Source organism: Streptomyces sp. WZ.A104 (assembly GCF_002382885.1).
Classification (GTDB): domain Bacteria; phylum Actinomycetota; class Actinomycetes; order Streptomycetales; family Streptomycetaceae; genus Streptomyces.
Window position 1 is genome coordinate 112,532 of record NZ_NWVL01000003.1, and the last position, 16,503, is coordinate 129,034.

Here is a 16,503-nt window from a genome sequence, read left to right on the forward strand (position 1 = left end):
TCGGCTCTGGCTACTGACTCGTAGCGTATCGGCGCGCCTACGGTTCGGCAGTGCGTCCTTTCCCACACCTAGGGTGGCTTGCATGACACCACCGGATGCGCCACACAACCGCTGGTCGGACCTCGACCGGCCGCCCCTGAACGTGACCGCGCTGCGCCGCGGACTGCTGCGACCGGACGCGCTGTGGCGCTCGCTGGAGGTGGTGGAGTCCACCGGGTCCACCAACACCGACCTCGCGGGGCGGGCCCGCGCGGGGGAGGCGGACGAGGGCACGGTGCTGGTCGCCGAGGAGCAGACCGCCGGGCGCGGGCGCCTTGAGCGGACCTGGGCCGCCCCGCCCCGCTCCGGGCTGTTCTTCTCCGTGTACCTGGAGCCGGGCGACATCCCGGTGGAGCGGTGGGGGTGGGTGCCGCTGCTGGCCGGGGTCGCCGCCGCGACCGGGCTCGCGAAGTCGGCGGGCGTCGACATGGCGCTGAAGTGGCCCAACGACCTGCTGGTCACGATCCCCAAGGGCTCCGACGGGCGCCGTCCGGGGGAGGCCTCCCCGGGTGAGGAACGCAAGGCCGGGGGCATCCTCGGGGAGTTCGCCGGGGACGGCATCGTCGTCGGCCTGGGCATCAACGTCTCGCTGCGCGCCGACGAGCTGCCCGCCCCCACCGCCGGATCGCTGGTGCTCGCCGGAGCGGTCTCCACCGACCGGGAGACCCTGCTGCGGGCCGTCCTGCGCTCGCTGGAGCACTGGTACGGGGAGTGGAAGGCGGCCGGCGGGGACGCGGCCGCGTGCGGGCTCCAGGCCGCGTACGCCGCGGGCTGCGCGACCCTCGACCGGACCGTACGGGCGGAGCTGCCGGGCGGGACGTCCCTGGTCGGCGAGGCCGTCGCCATCGACGGGGACGGGCGGCTGGTGCTCTCCACCGAGGACGGGCTCCGGCAGCCGGTGTCGGCGGGCGACATCGTGCATCTGCGCGGGGCGGCCGGCGGGCTGACCTGAGAAGGCGTACGGAAGCGGGGGCGGAGTGCGCCCGCGCGCCCGATGTCACGCGCGACGCACCCGTATCGGTCAACCAAGGACGTGAGCTAGGGCACACCTGCCGTATCGTTGAGGCGATCGAGCGACAGATCGGCAGAGCAGTGCGCAGGGAACGGGCAGGAGGCGGCTGGTGACCGTCGGCGACACGACGTCCGGTGCGGGTGAGGAGCCCGGGCCGGACTCCTCGGTCCACGCCACACCCCACCACGAGGTCGACCACACGGCCGAACCGACCGACGACCCCCTCGCGATCCGGCTCGAACAGCTGATCCTCGGGGCCGACCGCCGCTACACGCCCTTCCAGGCGGCCCGTACCGCCGGGGTCTCCATGGATCTGGCCTCCCGGTTCTGGCGGGCGATGGGCTTCGCCGACATCGGCCAGGCCCGGGCGCTCACCGAGGCCGACGTCCTCGCCCTGCGCCGGCTCGCCGGTCTCGTCGAGGCGGGGCTGCTCAGTGAGCCGATGGCGATCCAGGTGGCCCGTTCCACCGGGCAGACCACCGCCCGGCTGGCCGAGTGGCAGATCGACTCGTTCCTGGAGGGCCTGACCGAGCCGCCCGAGCCCGGCATGACCCGTACCGAGGTCACGTATCCGCTGGTCGAGCTGTTGCTGCCGGAGCTTCAGGAGTTCCTCGTCTACGTGTGGCGGCGCCAGCTGGCCGCCGCCACCGGGCGGGTCGTGCAGGCCGCGGACGACGAGGAGATGGTCGACCGGCGGCTCGCCGTCGGCTTCGCGGACCTGGTCGGCTTCACCCGGCTGACCCGGCGTCTTGAGGAGGAGGAGCTCGGCGAGCTGGTCGAGTCCTTCGAGACGACCGCCGCCGACCTGGTCGCCGCGCACGGCGGGCGGCTCATCAAGACCCTCGGCGACGAGGTGCTCTTCGCCGCCGACGACTCCGGCACCGCCGCCGAGATAGCGCTCCGGCTGATCGAGGCGATGTCCCAGGACGAGACGATGCCCGCGCTGCGTGTGGGCATCGCCTTCGGCACGGTCACCACCCGGATGGGCGATGTCTTCGGCACCACGGTGAACCTCGCCAGCCGGCTCACCTCGATAGCCCCGAAGGACGCCGTCCTGGTCGACGGGGCGTTCGCCAAGGAGCTGATCCGCCACGGTCAGGCCCCGGAGTCCGAGGCGCAGGCCGCCGAGGATGCCGCGGCCGCCGCCGAGCGGGCCCGGCTCGCCGAGAAGGAGGGCCGCGAGCCGGACGACGAGCCGCCGCTGCCCACGTACCGCTTCGGGCTCCAGCCGATGTGGCAGCGGCCGGTGCGCGGGCTCGGCGTGGTGGAGCCGTGGCTGCTGGCCCGGCGCGGGAAGAGCGGTTCCTGAGCCCTCGCACCTCCACCCCGGCCCGCTCTGTCGGTGGGACCGCCGCCCTGTCTAGGATCCCTGTCGATAACGCTCGTTAACAGGCGTCGTCGAGTGGACGTCGTCAACCGGCAGTCGTCAACCGACAGGGGTGCAGCCATGACCGTCACGTCCGAGCAGCGGTTCGGGGAGTTCGTCGTCGTACGGCGGCACGAGGGGCAGCGGCACGTCGCCGAGCTGGTCCTCGACCGGCCGAAGGCCATGAACGCCGTCTCCACCGACATGGCCCGCTCCATCGCCGCCGCCTGCGAGGCGCTCGGCGCCGACCGGGACGTCCGCGCCACCGTCCTCACCTCCAGCCATGAGCGGGCCTTCTGCGTCGGCGCGGACCTCAAGGAGCGCAACTCCTTCACCGACGCCGACCTCGTGCGCCAGCGGCCGACCGCCCGCGCCGCCTACACCGGCGTCCTGGAGCTGCCGATGCCGGTGATCGCCGCCGTGCACGGCTTCGCTCTCGGCGGCGGCTTCGAACTCGCCCTCGCCTGCGATGTGATCGTCGCCGACACCACCACCGTGGTCGGGCTGCCCGAGGTGTCGGTGGGCGTCATCCCGGGCGGCGGCGGTACGCAGCTGCTGCCGCGCCGGGTCGGGGCGGCGCGCGCCGCCGAGCTGGTCTTCAGCGCCCGCCGGGTCGAGGCCGCCGAAGCCCGCGAGCTGGGGCTCGTCGACGAGCTGGTCGAGGCGGGCCGGGACCGCGAGGAGTCCCTCGCGCTGGGCGGCCGGATCGCGGCCAACTCCCCCGTGGGGCTGCGCGCGGCCAAGAAGGCGCTGCGGCTGGGGCACGGGCTCGATCTGCGGGCGGGCCTGGAGGTCGAGGACGCGGCCTGGCGGTCGGTGGCCTTCTCCGGGGACCGGGCGGAGGGGGTGGCCGCGTTCAACGAGAAGCGTCGCCCCGACTGGCCCGGGGAATGAGCGGGTGACGTGTTGCGGAGAGCGAGTGATCTGTTCACAAAAGGGCGAAATTAGTTAGGCATCAAACTGATCAAAAGTGAACAAATCTACATAAGCTGTACGAATGGGTGGTGACGATGAGCGGCTGCGGGCCGTGGTTTCGCTGGCGCAGACCATGGCCGCGGCGTACACGCCGCGCGACTCGTGGCGGGCGGCGGCGCTGGGTGCCTGCGAGGCGCTGAACGGCAGTTTCGCCGCGCTCTCCGTGTGGGAGCGCGACCGGGGCAGGCTGCGGGTGCTGGTCAACGCGGGGCAGCGGGCCGAGGGGGAGGAGGAGTTCCCCGAGGAGGAGGCCTACCCGGTCCACGAGTTCCCGGAGATCACCGAGTTCCTGCACGAGCGCTGGGCCGGTGGCGGCGAGCCCGACGCCTGGGTGGAGACCGCCGACGGCCAGCCCGGCGCGGGCGGCCCGGCACGCGGCGCCCGCCCGTACTGCCACCAGCGGGTCGCGGCGCTCCGGCGGCGCGGCCGGGGCTGCTGCGTGGTCGCGCCGATCGTGCTGCACGGCCGGGCCTGGGGCGAGCTGTACGTGGCGCGGCCCGCCGGGCAGCCCGTCTTCGGCCGGGCCGACGCGGACTTCGCGACCGTCCTCGCCGCCGTCGTGGCCTCCGGGATCGCCCAGACCGAGCGGCTTGAGGAGGTCCGCAAGCTGGCCTTCACCGACCCGCTGACGGGGCTCGCCAACCGCCGGGCCGTCGACATCCGGCTCGACGAGGCCATCGAGCGGCACCGCGCCGACGACACGGTGGTCAGCCTGGTCGTCTGCGATCTGAACGGCCTCAAAGCGGTGAACGACACCCACGGCCACGCCGTCGGCGACCGCCTGCTGGAACGTTTCGGCTCGGTGCTGTCGCTGTGCGGGGCGATGCTGCCCGAGGCGCTGGCGGCCCGGCTCGGCGGTGACGAGTTCTGCCTGCTCGCGGCGGGTCCCCCGGCCGAGGACGTGGTGGAGGTGGCCACCGAGCTGTGCGACCGGTCGGCGGTGATCGAGCTGGGCGACGGGGTGGCCTGCGGGGTCGCGTCGACGGGCGACCCGATCGGCCCGGTGCGCTCGGCCCGTCGGCTCTTCCGGCTCGCGGACGCGGCCCAGTACCGGGCCAAGGCCGCGCGCTCGCTCAGGCCGGTGGTGGCCGGGCGGGACGGCGAGGTCATCCGGCTCGCGGACTCCCCGCCCAAGTCCGCGCACGACCGCCGCAGGCTGCGCGGCAACCGGCCGTGAGCGGTTGCCCGGAGGTAAGGAGCCCAGTGCCGAACCACTAGTGACATAGCGGTGTTCAGTCCGTACGCTGCTGAATATGGATATGCACACTGTTGTGGTGGGGACGTCCGGAACCACCGCCGATGACGTTGTCGCCGTGGCCCGCCACGGCGCCCGGGTCGAGCTCTCCGCCGCCGCCGTGGAAGCCCTGGCCGCCGCCCGCCTCATCGTGGACGCGCTCGCCGCCAAGCCCGAGCCGGTCTACGGCGTCTCCACCGGCTTCGGTGCGCTCGCCAGCCGCCACATCAGCCACGAGCTGCGCGCCCAGCTCCAGCGCAACATCGTCCGCTCGCACGCGGCGGGCATGGGTCCCCGCGTCGAGCGCGAGGTCGTCCGCGCGCTGATGTTCCTCCGGCTGAAGACGGTCGCCTCCGGGCACACCGGCGTACGCCCCGAGGTCGCGCAGACCATGGCCGACCTGCTCAACGCCGGCATCACGCCCGTCGTCCACGAGTACGGCTCGCTCGGCTGCTCCGGCGACCTCGCACCCCTCTCGCACTGCGCGCTCACCCTGATGGGCGAGGGCGACGCGGAAGGCCCCGACGGCACGGTCCGGCCGGCGGGCGAGCTGCTGGCCGCGCACGGCATCGCCCCCGTCGAGCTGCGCGAGAAGGAGGGCCTGGCCCTCCTCAACGGCACCGACGGGATGCTCGGCATGCTGGTCATGGCCCTCGCCGACCTGCGGAGCCTCTACACCTCGGCCGACATCACCGCCGCCCTCTCCCTGGAGGCGCTGCTCGGCACGGACAAGGTCCTCGCCCCCGAGTTGCACGCCATCCGCCCGCACCCCGGCCAGGGGGTCAGCGCGGACAACATGCTGCGGGTGCTGGCCGGTTCAGGGCTGACGGGCCATCACCAGGACGACGCGCCCCGGGTCCAGGACGCCTACTCGGTGCGCTGCGCCCCCCAGGTCAACGGCGCCGGCCGCGACACCCTCGACTACGCGGCCGTGGTCGCGGGCCGCGAACTGGCCTCCTCCGTCGACAACCCGGTGGTCCTTTCCGACGGGCGGGTCGAGTCCAACGGCAACTTCCACGGGGCGCCCGTCGCGTACGTCCTGGACTTCCTCGCGATCGTCGCCGCCGACCTCGGCTCGATCTGCGAGCGCCGTACCGACCGGCTGCTCGACAAGAACCGCTCGCACGGCCTGCCGCCGTTCCTCGCGGACGACGCCGGGGTCGACTCCGGGCTGATGATCGCCCAGTACACCCAGGCCGCCCTGGTCAGCGAGATGAAGCGGCTCGCCGTCCCCGCCTCGGCCGACTCCATCCCGTCCTCCGCCATGCAGGAGGACCACGTCTCCATGGGCTGGTCGGCCGCGCGCAAGCTGCGTACGGCCGTGGACAACCTGACCCGGATCGTCGCCGTCGAGCTGTACGCCGCGACCCGCGCGGTCGAGCTGCGCGCCGCCGAGGGCCTCACCCCCGCCCCCGCCTCGCAGGCCGCCGTGGCCGCGCTGCGGGCCGCTGGGGCGCAGGGACCGGGCCCGGACCGCTACCTCGCCCCGGACCTGGCCGCCGCCGACGCGTTCGTCCGGGAAGGACGCCTCGTCGCGGCCGTGGAGCCGGTCACCGGGACGCTGGCCTGAGCCGCGCCCCGTAACGGGCCCCGAAGGGGCTTACGCGGAAGGGCTGCCGCACCGGGGGGAGCGGCAGCCCTTCTCGTACGTACGGATCAGAGCGCCGGGCGCGTCCCGGAACGGCGTACGGAGTAGGTCACGAAGCCCGCGCCGATGCCCAACAGGGCTGTGCCGCCGATGAGATACGGGGTGGTGTCCAGGCCCGGACCGGTGTCGGCGAGGCGCGCCCCGGAGGCGTCGTCGGGGTCACCGGCGGGCTGCTCGGCGGCCCGGCCCGGCGTGGCGGGCGAAGCGCCGCTCGGGGGGTTCTCGACGGTCGCGTTGGCCGACGGGACGAACCAGAGAGCGGCCAGCAGTGTGCCCGCGGCGGTGGCGGTCAGCAGTGTTCGACGAGCGACGGACACAGATTCGATCCCCTTGCGACAACCGTGAGTTAGCCCCGTGGGTCGATGCTAAGCAAAGCAGCGGGTCGGAGGAAAGTCGTGGCCTCGACGAGCCTTACGCTCCGGCCTATGACCACTGAAGAGACATCCAGGTTTGTTCGACTTCGCGTGGAGATGGTGCTGGAGGTCACCGACCTCGACGCCCTGACCGGTACCGCTCTCGAATCCATCGCCGCCGAGTACGGGGAGCCGCTTGCGGAGGTCGCCGTGAGCGATGCCGATGAGCGGGGCGAGGAGGAGCGCATGCATGCCGAGGCCGCTGTCCGGGCGGACGGCGCTGAGGCCCTCGCCTCACTGGTCGACCCCTTCGACCTGGTCGGCGAGGTGCCCGGGGTGGAGCTGGCCCAGGCGTCCTGGAGCAGCGAGAGCATCGACTTCGACCCCGACGCGGAGGGCTGGGACGAGGACGCGGACGACGAGGAGGACGCTCTGTTCCTGCCGCTGGACGAGGGCGACGAGGAGGGGCCCGGTTCCACGGTCACGCACAATGGGAAGAACGACCGCGAGGACGGTGACCCCGCACAACGGGTCTGACGTGTGAGAACACCGGCCCCGGACCCGCTCGACCGCGGACCGGGGCCGCACTGTGCGGCGGCGCGGAACCGGTTCCCGGCCACGGGAACCACCGCTGCCGCGGGCGCGTCGATGAGTGGTGTTCCCCACATCTTCCATGGATGCGGAACGGAGCACCCGTTCCGGGTGTTCTTGGAACATTGACGGGGAAAGTGGCCTGGCGGTCCCGTCCGGGGATTTTTGGGGAATCGGCAACGATGGAGAAGCGTGTGATGACGGACAGCAAGCGGCGCAGGGGTCTCGTGGCCATGTCCGCACTGCTCGGCGGCGTGCTGGTGCTTTCGGCCTGTACCGACGACGGCGACAAGGGCGGAAAGACGGGCGCCGGGAGTTCGGAGTCCTCACAGGCGCAGGAAGTCGACAGGGCGGCGGCCGAGAAGGCCTCCGAAGCACAGATATCGATTGCGCCGAAGAACGGCGCGACCAACGCCAGCATCAACAACGCCGCGCAGGTCTCCGTCAAGAAGGGCAAGCTGACCAAGGTCGTCATGACCACGGCGGACGGCACCCCGGTCGAGGGCACCCTGGAGGCCGACGGGTCCAGCTGGAAGCCCTCGGGCCAGCTGGCGCGGTCCACCACGTACAAGATCTCCGCCACGGCGGCCGACTCGAAGGGCCGCGAGGCCCACGAGAACAGCTCCTTCACCACCGTCTCGCCCGACAACAGCTTCATCGGGAACTTCACCCCCGAGGACGGCTCCACGGTCGGCGTCGGGATGCCCGTCTCGATCAACTTCAACAAGCCGATCACGGACAAGAAGGCCGTCCAGAGCGGTATCACCGTGACCTCCAGCAGTGGCCAGGAGGTCGTCGGCCACTGGTTCAACTCCCAGCGCCTGGATCTGCGCCCGGAGGACTACTGGCAGGGCGGTTCCACCGTCACGCTGAAGCTGGAGCTCGACGGCGTCGAGGGCGCCGACGGCGTCTACGGCGTGCAGCAGAAGACCGTGACCTTCAAGGTCGGCCGCAACCAGGTGTCCACCGTCGACGCGAAGACCAAGATGATGACGGTCACGCGCGACGGCAAGACCATCAAGACCATCCCGATCTCCGCCGGCTCGCCCGAGACCCCCACGTACAACGGACAGATGGTGATCTCCGAGAAGTACAAGGAGACCCGGATGAACGGCGCCACCGTCGGCTTCACCGATGACGACGGCAAGGGCGAGTACGACATCAAGGACGTGCCGCACGCGATGCGTCTGTCCACCTCGGGCACCTTCATCCACGGCAACTACTGGGGCAAGGGCATCTTCGGCTCCGCCAACACCAGCCACGGCTGCGTGGGTCTCGCCGACGTGAAGGGCGCGAACGACCCCAACGCGCCCGGCGCCTGGTTCTACGACAACTCGCTCGTCGGCGACGTGGTCATCGTCAAGAACTCCCCGGACAAGACCATCAAGCCGGACAACGGCCTCAACGGCTGGAACATGGACTGGGCCCAGTGGAAGGCCGGCTCCCAGGTCTGATCCACCGGTCCGATCGCTTCTGCTTCACCCCCGTCCCCGCCCGAAGGCGGCGGCCCCGGAAGGCTCCGGGGCCGCCGCCTTCGGCGTGTCCGGTGCCTCTCCGACACCCACCCATCGGCTAAGGGGTCTGGTCACCCGGGGCAGGCGGGTGGGCGCGGTACTCGACAGGCCAGCGCCAGAGAGTCAGTACGAACGATATGACCGCGGCGATTCCCAGTGCCCACGCCCAGACAAGGGCGGTCGCGGTCTCGTTGTCCGGGCCCGGTTCGCTGTTCGCCGCGACGATCAGCGCGATGATCGAGCCCGTGAACGTGGCGAGTCCGAGCCACAGCTGGCCAATGACCTCGTCACGGGCCCGGGTCCACGTGCACCGGTAGCGGGTGTAGGCCACGGGGCCGGACTGTTCACTGCGACGAGGGGAGATGAACTCCTCGTTGGTCTTCTCGTGTTCTGGCTTGGTGGTCATGAGGGATCACGGTACCGGGGTCCTCAACTCCCCCCTGGAGCTCAGCCACTTCACCGCTGACGGGTGAGGTGCGATACGTCTGGTTCAGGATGCCCGTTGTAGCCGGACCGGCTGTCGGCGTGACCGGGAGACCACATGCACGGCAAGGGCGGGCCCGGCTCTGCCGACCGGACCCGCCCGCTACCGCCTGGCTACCGCCCGCTGAGCTGCGGCACGCCCCTGCATGCGGTCGTGCAGGGGCTGTCGACGCCGGGTGACGAGTCCTTGGGTATCAGATCCTGTACCTCGGCGCTCACGCCCTGTGTAGAGGGTACGAGGGCGAAAGATACGAACCGGGGCTTGTAGATACTGGGGTCCCTGTAGTGGGCCCCGTCCTCCCCCACGGTGGCATCAAAGCTGTTGACGTTGTAGGAGAGGGTCCACCGGCTACCGGATGACAAGTCTCTGTGCACATGGGCGTTGTAGGCGAATATGTTCCCGTCGCCATAGCTTCCCCACAAACCGACCTCGGGCATCATGTAGACAACGTCCCGGCCGGGGTTGTTCCTGAACCCGGTATAGGGGTTGCAGGATGCCCACAGGCGAACTCTCTGGCTGAAGGCCTCTGTGCTGTCCTGGCTGACGAGCACGAACGAGTTCCCCCACTTGGTGACACTGAATTCATTGGCCACACCCGTCAGGTTGGTGGTGCCCAGCGACTCCTTGCCCAGCCACGCCTTCCTGCCGTCGTTCAGGAACTCCCACTTGTAATCCTTGTTGAGGTCGGTCCCCTTGATGCGCGCTACCCTCATGCGCTTGTTGGTCGGGGCGTCCTCAATCCCGTAGACGTAGGTGTACCCGTCTCCGCTCTCACTTGCGGGAACAATGGCCGCCCCCCACTGCGTGGGGCTCAGTCTCGGTACGACAGGGGAGGACGGGATGTCCTTCACGTGGGCCGGCCTCGTGAGGTCGTTGAGATCGAAGGTGGCTACGATCGTCTTCTCCAGCCTGAACCCCCAGAGGTCGTCAGGGTCATACCGGTGCCACTGGTGGAAGATGATCTGCAGGCGCTTCGTCGGGCGCAGCTCCCCCTCAAGCTGTACATCCGAGATCATCCCGTCACCGAGCCAGTACCACCTGGTGGGATCGTTGTCCAGGTCCGTCATGAGGGAGCGCGGATTCTCCTTCGTCCCGCCGGTGACGGTCTTCAGGTCGGTTCCGTCCTGAATGACAAAGGAGTTGTTCACGAACGGGGCGCTCACCGGTCTGGTGCCGTCCTTGTTGAGCGGCCCCAGGAACGTGTCGGAGAATATGTACAGCAGGCGCCCGTCCGGAAGGCGTACCGAGTAGGTGGAGTCGCCACCGGTCCACCCGTCCGGGGTCTTCTTCGCGTATTCGTTGAACTGCTGCTCCGGTGGGGCCTTCGGCTCGACCTGCTTGGCCTCCGGTATCTCCACGTTGAGGCACGTTCCGGAGGGGGCGACCTTGGCGTACTGCGCGATCTTGCTGGCGAATCCCGGCTTCTCGTCCATGCCGCAGAGCCTGTCGACGTCTTTGGTCATGTTGTAGGTGATCTTGGACGAGGTGGACCATTCCCGTGACACGCCGAGTTCTATGCCGATCTCCAACTGATTCTTCGCACCAGCGGTGAGCTTGCCTTCCCAGCCGAGGCTTTCGGAGCCACCGGCCGAGTTGTCCCGGTTCCACGCATCGACGGTCGACTTCGTGCAGTGGTCTTCCTCATTCATTCCTACCCAGTCCGGCCGCTGAACCCGGTCCTTGTAGTCGTCGTATTCGTCGCCGCCTACGTGGTCGGAGCCGCCGGTATGCCCGCTGGGTTCCCATACCGTCCAGACAGCGGCCTGGTCCTTGCTCTGGTACACGCACTGGTACTTCTTGTACCGGATCTCCACCAGGTACTTCCGTGGCCAGCCGACGGGTTCCCATACCCCTTCGATGCCGCTCTTGATCTCAACCGCCTTGGACGCCGACCAGCCTCCGAAGCTGACCGCACCCTCGTACTTGGCGCTTGCCTCCGAGGTGAACGTCATGCCGCCCTTGCCGTCACCCACCGGGTAGGTTTCACCGATGTTCGACCACACATCGGCGCTCCTTATGAAGGTCTTCATCGAGCAGTGCGGAGGTGTTTCAGCAGCGGCACTCGCAACTCTGGGCGATGACGTACGGGGTATCAGGTTCTTTGGTGAGGGGGCCTGTAGGGTGACCTCGATGAACTCGGGGCGGACCTCGTCGTCCGGTTGTATTTTTTCTCCGCCATGCCCTGGTGTCGTCCGTGTATCCGACCACGGGATCACGCCGGGATTGGAGCCCGTGTACTCCACGGATGCCCCGGTGTAGGCGAATTTATCGGAACCGTTCTTTCCCGGTATCCTGATGGTCAATGACAGTGTCACGATATTTCTGTCATTGATGTAGTCCGGGTCGGTTATGTCGTCGATGTCGAGTTTTACCGCGAACTCGTTCTTGCGGGTTTCGAACTCGGCATCGGGGAAGGGTAGCTGGCTTACCGTGTCTCCTGGCTTGAGTTCCCCGACCGTTTCGGGGTCGGGGTCGGCGGAGAGCTGGAAATCGGCGCCCTTGAGCGTCTCCTCGCCGATGACCCGACCCGTGAGGGCGACCGGCCCGTCAGGCTTGAAGGAGATCGCGTCCGGTTCGTCCCTGCCGGTCTTCCCCGCCGCATCCGTCTTTCGTGATGCCGGGGACGAGTCCGAGATCTGTACGGCCCCTACGTTCTGTGCTCCCGTTCCGCAGGCGGTAAGGGAGAGTGCGGCGGCGATGCCCAGAGTTATGGGCATGCGGAGCCGGCGCATGAGTGATTTCACGTTCGCCCCGTCTGGTGCTGTTCGGTACCTGTGTGACCTGTGTGACCTGGGTGCATTACGGGGGCAATGGAACGCTCGACGGGTGGTGAGCGTAATGATCAAACAAGCCAACGTCTGGCCTGTTTACCGGTGTTGGCGCACCTGGTGGACCCTGCGAACGCCGGTGGAGCCCAGCGTGATCGACTGCGAGAGCCGGCTCGCGTCGGCGACGAACCGCGGGCCGTCAAGCTGTCGGACCCCTGCCGCCGCCTTCGGCGCACCGGCGTTCTCGGCCCCTCCACGGGGCTTCTCCACCCCTCGACGGGACTTCTCAGCCCCTCCGTCGGACGGTGTGGCCGGGGGACCACGCGCCGAACCACTGCTCGGCGCCGAACTCCTCGAACCGCTCCAACTCGGTGAAGCCCAGCTTCTCCGCGAGGCGTACCGAGCGGGCGTTGGCGGTCTGGGTGCAGAGCACCACCGGTTCGCCGGGCAGCGCGTCGGCGAACCAGCCGAGCGCCGCCGCGCACGCCTCGGCGGCGTACCCGTGGCCCCAGGCGCGGGGCAGGAGAAGGTAGCCGATCTCGGCCTCCTCGCCATCGGGACGCAGTCGGCCCGGGCGGTTCGCGTCGCGCCGGTCGAGGGTGACCGTGCTGATCATCGCCCCGTCGAGATCGATCACGAAGAGGCCTGGGCGCTGTCCGGGCGCCTCGGGCATCACGCGGTCGAGCTCGGCGCGGGGGCGGGCGCCGCCGAGGTAGGTGTACACCTCCGGCGAGGAGAACAACTCGACGAACGTCGTACGGTCCCGGGACTCGGCGGTGCGGAGCACGAGGCGTCCTGTCGGTATCGGGGCGGGCGGCCAGGCGACGGGTCCGAGGGCGGTCATGGCCGTCAACCTACCGAAGGAGGAGCTCAGTCGGTCCGGCCCGCCACCGCTGCCCGGTAGAGCCGCAGATCGCTGCGGCGGACCTGGCGCACCCCCGCCAGGTCCTCGTGCGGCTCGGCGTGGCAGCCCGGGGGCCGCTCCGGTGTGCGGGCCGTCGGTGCGGGGCACCGGAGCCGGTACCAGGGCTGGAGGGGCAGCCAGAGGAGCCCGTACAGCCAGCGCAGCACCAGGCGGCGGAAGCCTGGGCGGCCCGCGTCGGGCAGCCGGATCACCCGGACCCCCATGATCAGCTTTCCGGCGCTCGCCCGGACGACCATGGTCAGCAGCACCTGGTTGGCGAACGACAGCACGATCAGCTGGGCGACCAGCAGGGCGACCGCCCGCCCCGTCCCGCCGGAGTCCAGACAGGACCGCACCAGCAGCCCGACGGCCAGCAGACACAGATAGCAGTCGAGCCCGACCGCGAGATAGCGCCGCATGTCACCCGTGCCCCTGGGTATGCGGGGCTGCCCGTGGAGCCCGGGAGCGGGGCGTGCCGGGGGGTGCGGATACCCGGGATGTTCCGGGCGCCACGGCTTCGTCATGGGGGCATCATGACTGATCGTCAGGCGAAGTGTCCCTGTTCCTGACGGGTAACTCCCGTGCCCCCACGTTGTTTACAGCACCCTTACGTTCTGCTTGCTTTCGGGAGACATGGTGCCCGCGCCGCCCGGGGCGCTGTGTGGACAGCCCTCGAAGATCATCGGTTGATGCGGGACAATCGGGGCCCACGAGCCGCCCACGGAAGGTCTTGATCAGATGCCGGTCATTCCCGACCCCGCCCGTATGCCCGAAGCGTCCCATCGGGTCATCGAGCCGCTCTACGCCGAGATCCTGCGGCGGAACCAGGGCGAGCAGGAGTTCCACCAGGCGGTCCGCGAGGTCCTGGAGACGCTCGGCCCCGTACTGACGCGGCGTCCCGAGTTCGTGGACGCCCGCATCATCGAGCGGATATGCGAACCCGAGCGCCAGCTGATCTTCCGGGTGCCGTGGTCGGACGACTCCGGCGACATCCACGTCAACCGCGGTTTCCGGGTCGAGTTCTCCAGTTCGCTCGGTCCGTACAAGGGCGGGCTGCGCTTCCATCCCTCGGTCAACCTCGGCATCGTGAAGTTCCTCGGCTTCGAGCAGATCTTCAAGAACGCCCTCACCGGCATGCCGATCGGCGGCGGCAAGGGAGGGGCGGACTTCGACCCCAAGGGCCGCTCCGACGCCGAGATCATGCGGTTCTGCCAGTCCTTCATGACCGAACTCCACCGCCACCTGGGTGAGTACACCGACGTCCGCGCCGGTGACATCGGCGTGGGCGGCCGCGAGATCGGCTACCTGTTCGGCCAGTACAAGCGGATCACCAACCGTTACGAGTCCGGCGTCCTCACCGGCAAGGGCCTCGGCTGGGGCGGAGCACAGGCCCGTACGGAGGCCACCGGCTACGGCACGGTCCTGTTCACCGCCGAGATGCTGCGCAGCCGGGGCGAGTCGCTGGAGGGTCAGACCGTCGCGGTCTCCGGCTCCGGCAACGTGGCCGTCTACGCCATCGAGAAGGCCCAGCAGCTCGGCGCGACCGTCATCACCTGCTCGGACTCCGGCGGTTACGTGGTCGACGAGAAGGGCATCGACCTCGCCCTCCTCAAGGAGGTCAAGGAGGCCGGTCGCGGCCGGGTCTCGGAGTACGCCGAACGGCGCGGCACACACGCCCGGTTCGTGCCCGGTACGGGAGTGTGGTCGGTTCCCGTGGACGTGGCCCTGCCCTGCGCCACGCAGAACGAACTGCACGAGGCCGACGCGCTCGACCTCGTGCGCAACGGGGTCAAGGCGGTCGCGGAGGGCGCCAACATGCCCACCACCCCTGAGGCGGTCCGGGTCTTCCAGGAGGCGGGCGTCGCCTTCGCGCCCGGCAAGGCGGCCAACGCGGGCGGGGTGGCGACCACCGGGCCGCCGGCCGGACGGCGGCCGGCGTACTCGGATATCAGCTGGGAGGCCGCGGTCCTGGCGGCGGTGATGCGCTGCCGCTGGACGGCGAACTCGGCCTGCCTGCGGGCCAGCAGGTAATCGAGCCCGAGCTCGGGGCTGACGGCCCGCGGCGGCTGCGCGGAGCCGGTGGAAGGCTGGAGCAGTGACAGTTCGGCCAGCCTGTCCCAGGCCGCGCGGACGGCGTCCTCGGAGAGATCAAGATGACGCGCGAGCGCGGTGACGCCGTCCTGAGGGTGCTCCAGCATGGCCCGGTACACCGCTTCCGTGTGCGTATCCAGCCCCAGCAGTTCCAGCATCGCTCAGTTCCCCGTTCCAGCGGTATCGCTCCGTCGTCCTTCTGCTACGGCACGGGGGGCGGCCCGCCGACAGGCCGTTCAGTGACTCGGTGGCCCCTTTGGGTCATGACCCAAAGCGGCCCGCCGATTCCCTTCCCCCCAAGGTTCACCAGCGGCGATGCTACTTCGAGGCGGACGGGTCCGCCAGGAAACACCTCTCAGTCGCAACCGTTCTCCGTGGATTCACCTGCCGAAAGGACGCCGATCATGCTCCATGCCCGTATCGCCAAGGCTGCTGCTCTCACCGTGCTCGCCGCCACGGCGCTGCTCGCACCCGCCGGCGTGATCACCGCCACCGACACCGCCGACGCGGCCGTCTCCGCGTCCGCCGTCACGGCGGAGGGGACCGCGTCCGCCGATGTGCCCCGGGCGGACATGGGCTGGCAGTGATACCGGTGGATCTGAGACAGCTCACCACCTTTCACCGTGTCGCGACGCTGCTGAGCTTCACCCGGGCCGCAGCCGAGCTGAAATACGCACAGTCCAGCGTCACCGCCCAGGTCAAGGGGCTGGAAGTGGCCCTGGGCGTCGAGCTCTTCGAAAGGCTGCGGGGCGGCATCCGGCTCACCCCCGCCGGGGAGCGGCTCGTTCCGTACGCGGAGCGGATCCTGTCTCTCGTCGACGAGGCCCGGGACAGCACCACCGGCTGGGCGGAGCCCTCCGGGGTGCTCACCGTCGGGACGACCGAGAGCCTCACCTCGTACCGCATGCCGCCGGTGCTGGAGTTCTTCCACCACCGCTACCCACTGCTCCAGCTCGCGTTGCGGCCCAGCCAGTGTGCCCAGACCTGTGAGGCGCTGCGGCAGGGCGCCTTCGACATGGGGTTCCTCATGGAGGCGGACACGGAGCACCCGGGTGTGCAGACCCAGGTGCTGGGGCGGGAACCGCTGGTCGCGGTCGCCGCGCCCGGCCACCCCCTCGCGTCGGTGCGCCGGGTGAGCACGGGGGAGCTGCGCGGGGCGCGGGTCCTGGCGCCCGAGGCGGGGTGCGCGTACCGGGGAATGCTGGAGGCCGAGCTCAACTCCGGCGCCGCACGGCCCGTACAGCTGCTGGAGTTCGGGAACATCGAGTCGGTCAAGCGCGGACTCGCGGCCGGTCTCGGGGTCAGCGTGCTGCCCGAGATGACGGTGTCCGACGCGGTCGCCGCCGGAACCCTGACGGTCCTCGACTGGGAGCCGCCGTTCGAGGTGTACACGCAGATCGCGTGGCGCCGGGGCCGTCGGCTCACCCGGGAGATGCGGGTGTTCCTCGACCGTACGGTCCAGTTCATGGCACAGGACCGGCCCCAGTTGCAACTGGTGGGCTGAGCAGGCGCCTTGCAGCGGCT

14 protein-coding genes and 1 pseudogene are annotated in these 16,503 nt (G+C 69.9%); 10 read left to right on the forward strand and 5 right to left on the reverse strand.

Annotation, left to right across the window (positions count from 1 at the left end):
• Nucleotides 1-82: 82 nt before the first annotated feature.
• The 5 genes from CIB93_RS02600 to hutH all read left to right on the forward strand — a co-directional run bounded on the left by CIB93_RS02600 (nt 83) and on the right by hutH (nt 6,196).
• Complete coding sequence (locus CIB93_RS02600; RefSeq protein WP_096623596.1) at nt 83-991, forward strand: biotin--[acetyl-CoA-carboxylase] ligase; 909 nt, start codon at nt 83-85, stop codon at nt 989-991.
• Between the two features lie 169 nt (nt 992-1,160).
• Nucleotides 1,161-2,360, forward strand: coding sequence for an adenylate/guanylate cyclase domain-containing protein (locus tag CIB93_RS02605; RefSeq protein ID WP_096623598.1), 1,200 nt, complete (start codon nt 1,161-1,163; stop codon nt 2,358-2,360).
• Between the two features lie 138 nt (nt 2,361-2,498).
• Nucleotides 2,499-3,311, forward strand: coding sequence for an enoyl-CoA hydratase/isomerase family protein (locus tag CIB93_RS02610; RefSeq protein ID WP_096623600.1), 813 nt, complete (start codon nt 2,499-2,501; stop codon nt 3,309-3,311).
• 103 nt (nt 3,312-3,414) lie between these two features.
• Nucleotides 3,415-4,569, forward strand: a complete 1,155-nt coding sequence (locus tag CIB93_RS02615) for a diguanylate cyclase domain-containing protein (RefSeq protein WP_096623602.1) — start codon at nt 3,415-3,417, stop codon at nt 4,567-4,569.
• Nucleotides 4,570-4,645: 76 nt separating this feature from the next.
• Nucleotides 4,646-6,196, forward strand: coding sequence for a histidine ammonia-lyase (gene hutH, locus CIB93_RS02620; protein WP_096623604.1), 1,551 nt, complete (start codon nt 4,646-4,648; stop codon nt 6,194-6,196).
• Nucleotides 6,197-6,282: 86 nt separating this feature from the next.
• Here the strand turns inward: hutH and CIB93_RS02625 are convergent, their stop codons facing one another.
• The gene (locus CIB93_RS02625) at nt 6,283-6,591 is read right to left on the reverse strand and encodes a hypothetical protein (protein ID WP_096623606.1); all 309 of its coding nucleotides are present in this window, start codon (nt 6,589-6,591) and stop codon (nt 6,283-6,285) included.
• A gap of 108 nt (nt 6,592-6,699) precedes the next feature.
• Here CIB93_RS02625 and CIB93_RS02630 point away from each other — a divergent pair, with 108 nt between their 5' ends.
• Nucleotides 6,700-7,164, forward strand: a complete 465-nt coding sequence (locus CIB93_RS02630; RefSeq protein WP_257001978.1) for a hypothetical protein — start codon at nt 6,700-6,702, stop codon at nt 7,162-7,164.
• Between the two features lie 236 nt (nt 7,165-7,400).
• Nucleotides 7,401-8,672: an Ig-like domain-containing protein gene (locus tag CIB93_RS02635; protein WP_096623608.1), complete on the forward strand. Its 1,272-nt coding sequence runs from the start codon at nt 7,401-7,403 to the stop codon at nt 8,670-8,672.
• Nucleotides 8,673-8,790: 118 nt separating this feature from the next.
• Here the strand turns inward: CIB93_RS02635 and CIB93_RS02640 are convergent, their stop codons facing one another.
• The 4 genes from CIB93_RS02640 to CIB93_RS02655 all read right to left on the reverse strand — a co-directional run bounded on the left by CIB93_RS02640 (nt 8,791) and on the right by CIB93_RS02655 (nt 13,307).
• Nucleotides 8,791-9,138: a hypothetical protein gene (locus tag CIB93_RS02640; protein ID WP_096623610.1), complete on the reverse strand. Its 348-nt coding sequence runs from the start codon at nt 9,136-9,138 to the stop codon at nt 8,791-8,793.
• A gap of 191 nt (nt 9,139-9,329) precedes the next feature.
• Nucleotides 9,330-11,933, reverse strand: coding sequence for a hypothetical protein (locus CIB93_RS02645; RefSeq protein WP_143659977.1), 2,604 nt, complete (start codon nt 11,931-11,933; stop codon nt 9,330-9,332).
• A 337-nt stretch (nt 11,934-12,270) separates the two neighbouring features.
• Entirely contained in the window at nt 12,271-12,828 is a 558-nt protein-coding gene (locus CIB93_RS02650; RefSeq protein ID WP_096623614.1) for a GNAT family N-acetyltransferase, read from the reverse strand.
• A gap of 26 nt (nt 12,829-12,854) precedes the next feature.
• The gene (locus CIB93_RS02655; RefSeq protein ID WP_096623616.1) at nt 12,855-13,307 is read right to left on the reverse strand and encodes an RDD family protein; all 453 of its coding nucleotides are present in this window, start codon (nt 13,305-13,307) and stop codon (nt 12,855-12,857) included.
• A 319-nt stretch (nt 13,308-13,626) separates the two neighbouring features.
• Between CIB93_RS02655 and gdhA the strand changes: the two are divergent.
• From gdhA to CIB93_RS02670, 3 genes and pseudogenes are all read left to right on the forward strand, one after another.
• Nucleotides 13,627-14,799 (forward strand): annotated as a pseudogene (gene gdhA, locus CIB93_RS02660) (NADP-specific glutamate dehydrogenase); the annotation flags it as partial.
• Between the two features lie 584 nt (nt 14,800-15,383).
• Nucleotides 15,384-15,566 (forward strand): hypothetical protein, encoded by a 183-nt coding sequence (locus CIB93_RS02665; protein WP_096623618.1) that lies wholly within the window; start codon nt 15,384-15,386, stop codon nt 15,564-15,566.
• 5 nt (nt 15,567-15,571) lie between these two features.
• Nucleotides 15,572-16,483: a LysR family transcriptional regulator gene (locus CIB93_RS02670; RefSeq protein ID WP_096623712.1), complete on the forward strand. Its 912-nt coding sequence runs from the start codon at nt 15,572-15,574 to the stop codon at nt 16,481-16,483.
• Nucleotides 16,484-16,503 lie beyond the last annotated feature (20 nt).

Bases quoted from the DNA above. Each gene is read 5' to 3' on its own strand.
- CIB93_RS02600 (WP_096623596.1), top strand. From the start codon at position 83: ATGACACCACCGGATGCGCCACACAACCGCTGGTCGGACCTCGACCGG.
- CIB93_RS02610 (WP_096623600.1), top strand. From the start codon at position 2,499: ATGACCGTCACGTCCGAGCAGCGGTTCGGGGAGTTCGTCGTCGTACGG.
- CIB93_RS02615 (WP_096623602.1), top strand. From the start codon at position 3,415: ATGGGTGGTGACGATGAGCGGCTGCGGGCCGTGGTTTCGCTGGCGCAG.
- hutH (WP_096623604.1), top strand. From the start codon at position 4,646: ATGGATATGCACACTGTTGTGGTGGGGACGTCCGGAACCACCGCCGAT.
- CIB93_RS02630 (WP_257001978.1), top strand. From the start codon at position 6,700: ATGACCACTGAAGAGACATCCAGGTTTGTTCGACTTCGCGTGGAGATG.
- CIB93_RS02635 (WP_096623608.1), top strand. From the start codon at position 7,401: ATGGAGAAGCGTGTGATGACGGACAGCAAGCGGCGCAGGGGTCTCGTG.
- CIB93_RS02640 (WP_096623610.1), bottom strand. From the start codon at position 9,138: ATGACCACCAAGCCAGAACACGAGAAGACCAACGAGGAGTTCATCTCC.
- CIB93_RS02645 (WP_143659977.1), bottom strand. From the start codon at position 11,933: ATGCCCATAACTCTGGGCATCGCCGCCGCACTCTCCCTTACCGCCTGC.
- CIB93_RS02650 (WP_096623614.1), bottom strand. From the start codon at position 12,828: ATGACCGCCCTCGGACCCGTCGCCTGGCCGCCCGCCCCGATACCGACA.
- CIB93_RS02655 (WP_096623616.1), bottom strand. From the start codon at position 13,307: ATGCGGCGCTATCTCGCGGTCGGGCTCGACTGCTATCTGTGTCTGCTG.
- CIB93_RS02665 (WP_096623618.1), top strand. From the start codon at position 15,384: ATGCTCCATGCCCGTATCGCCAAGGCTGCTGCTCTCACCGTGCTCGCC.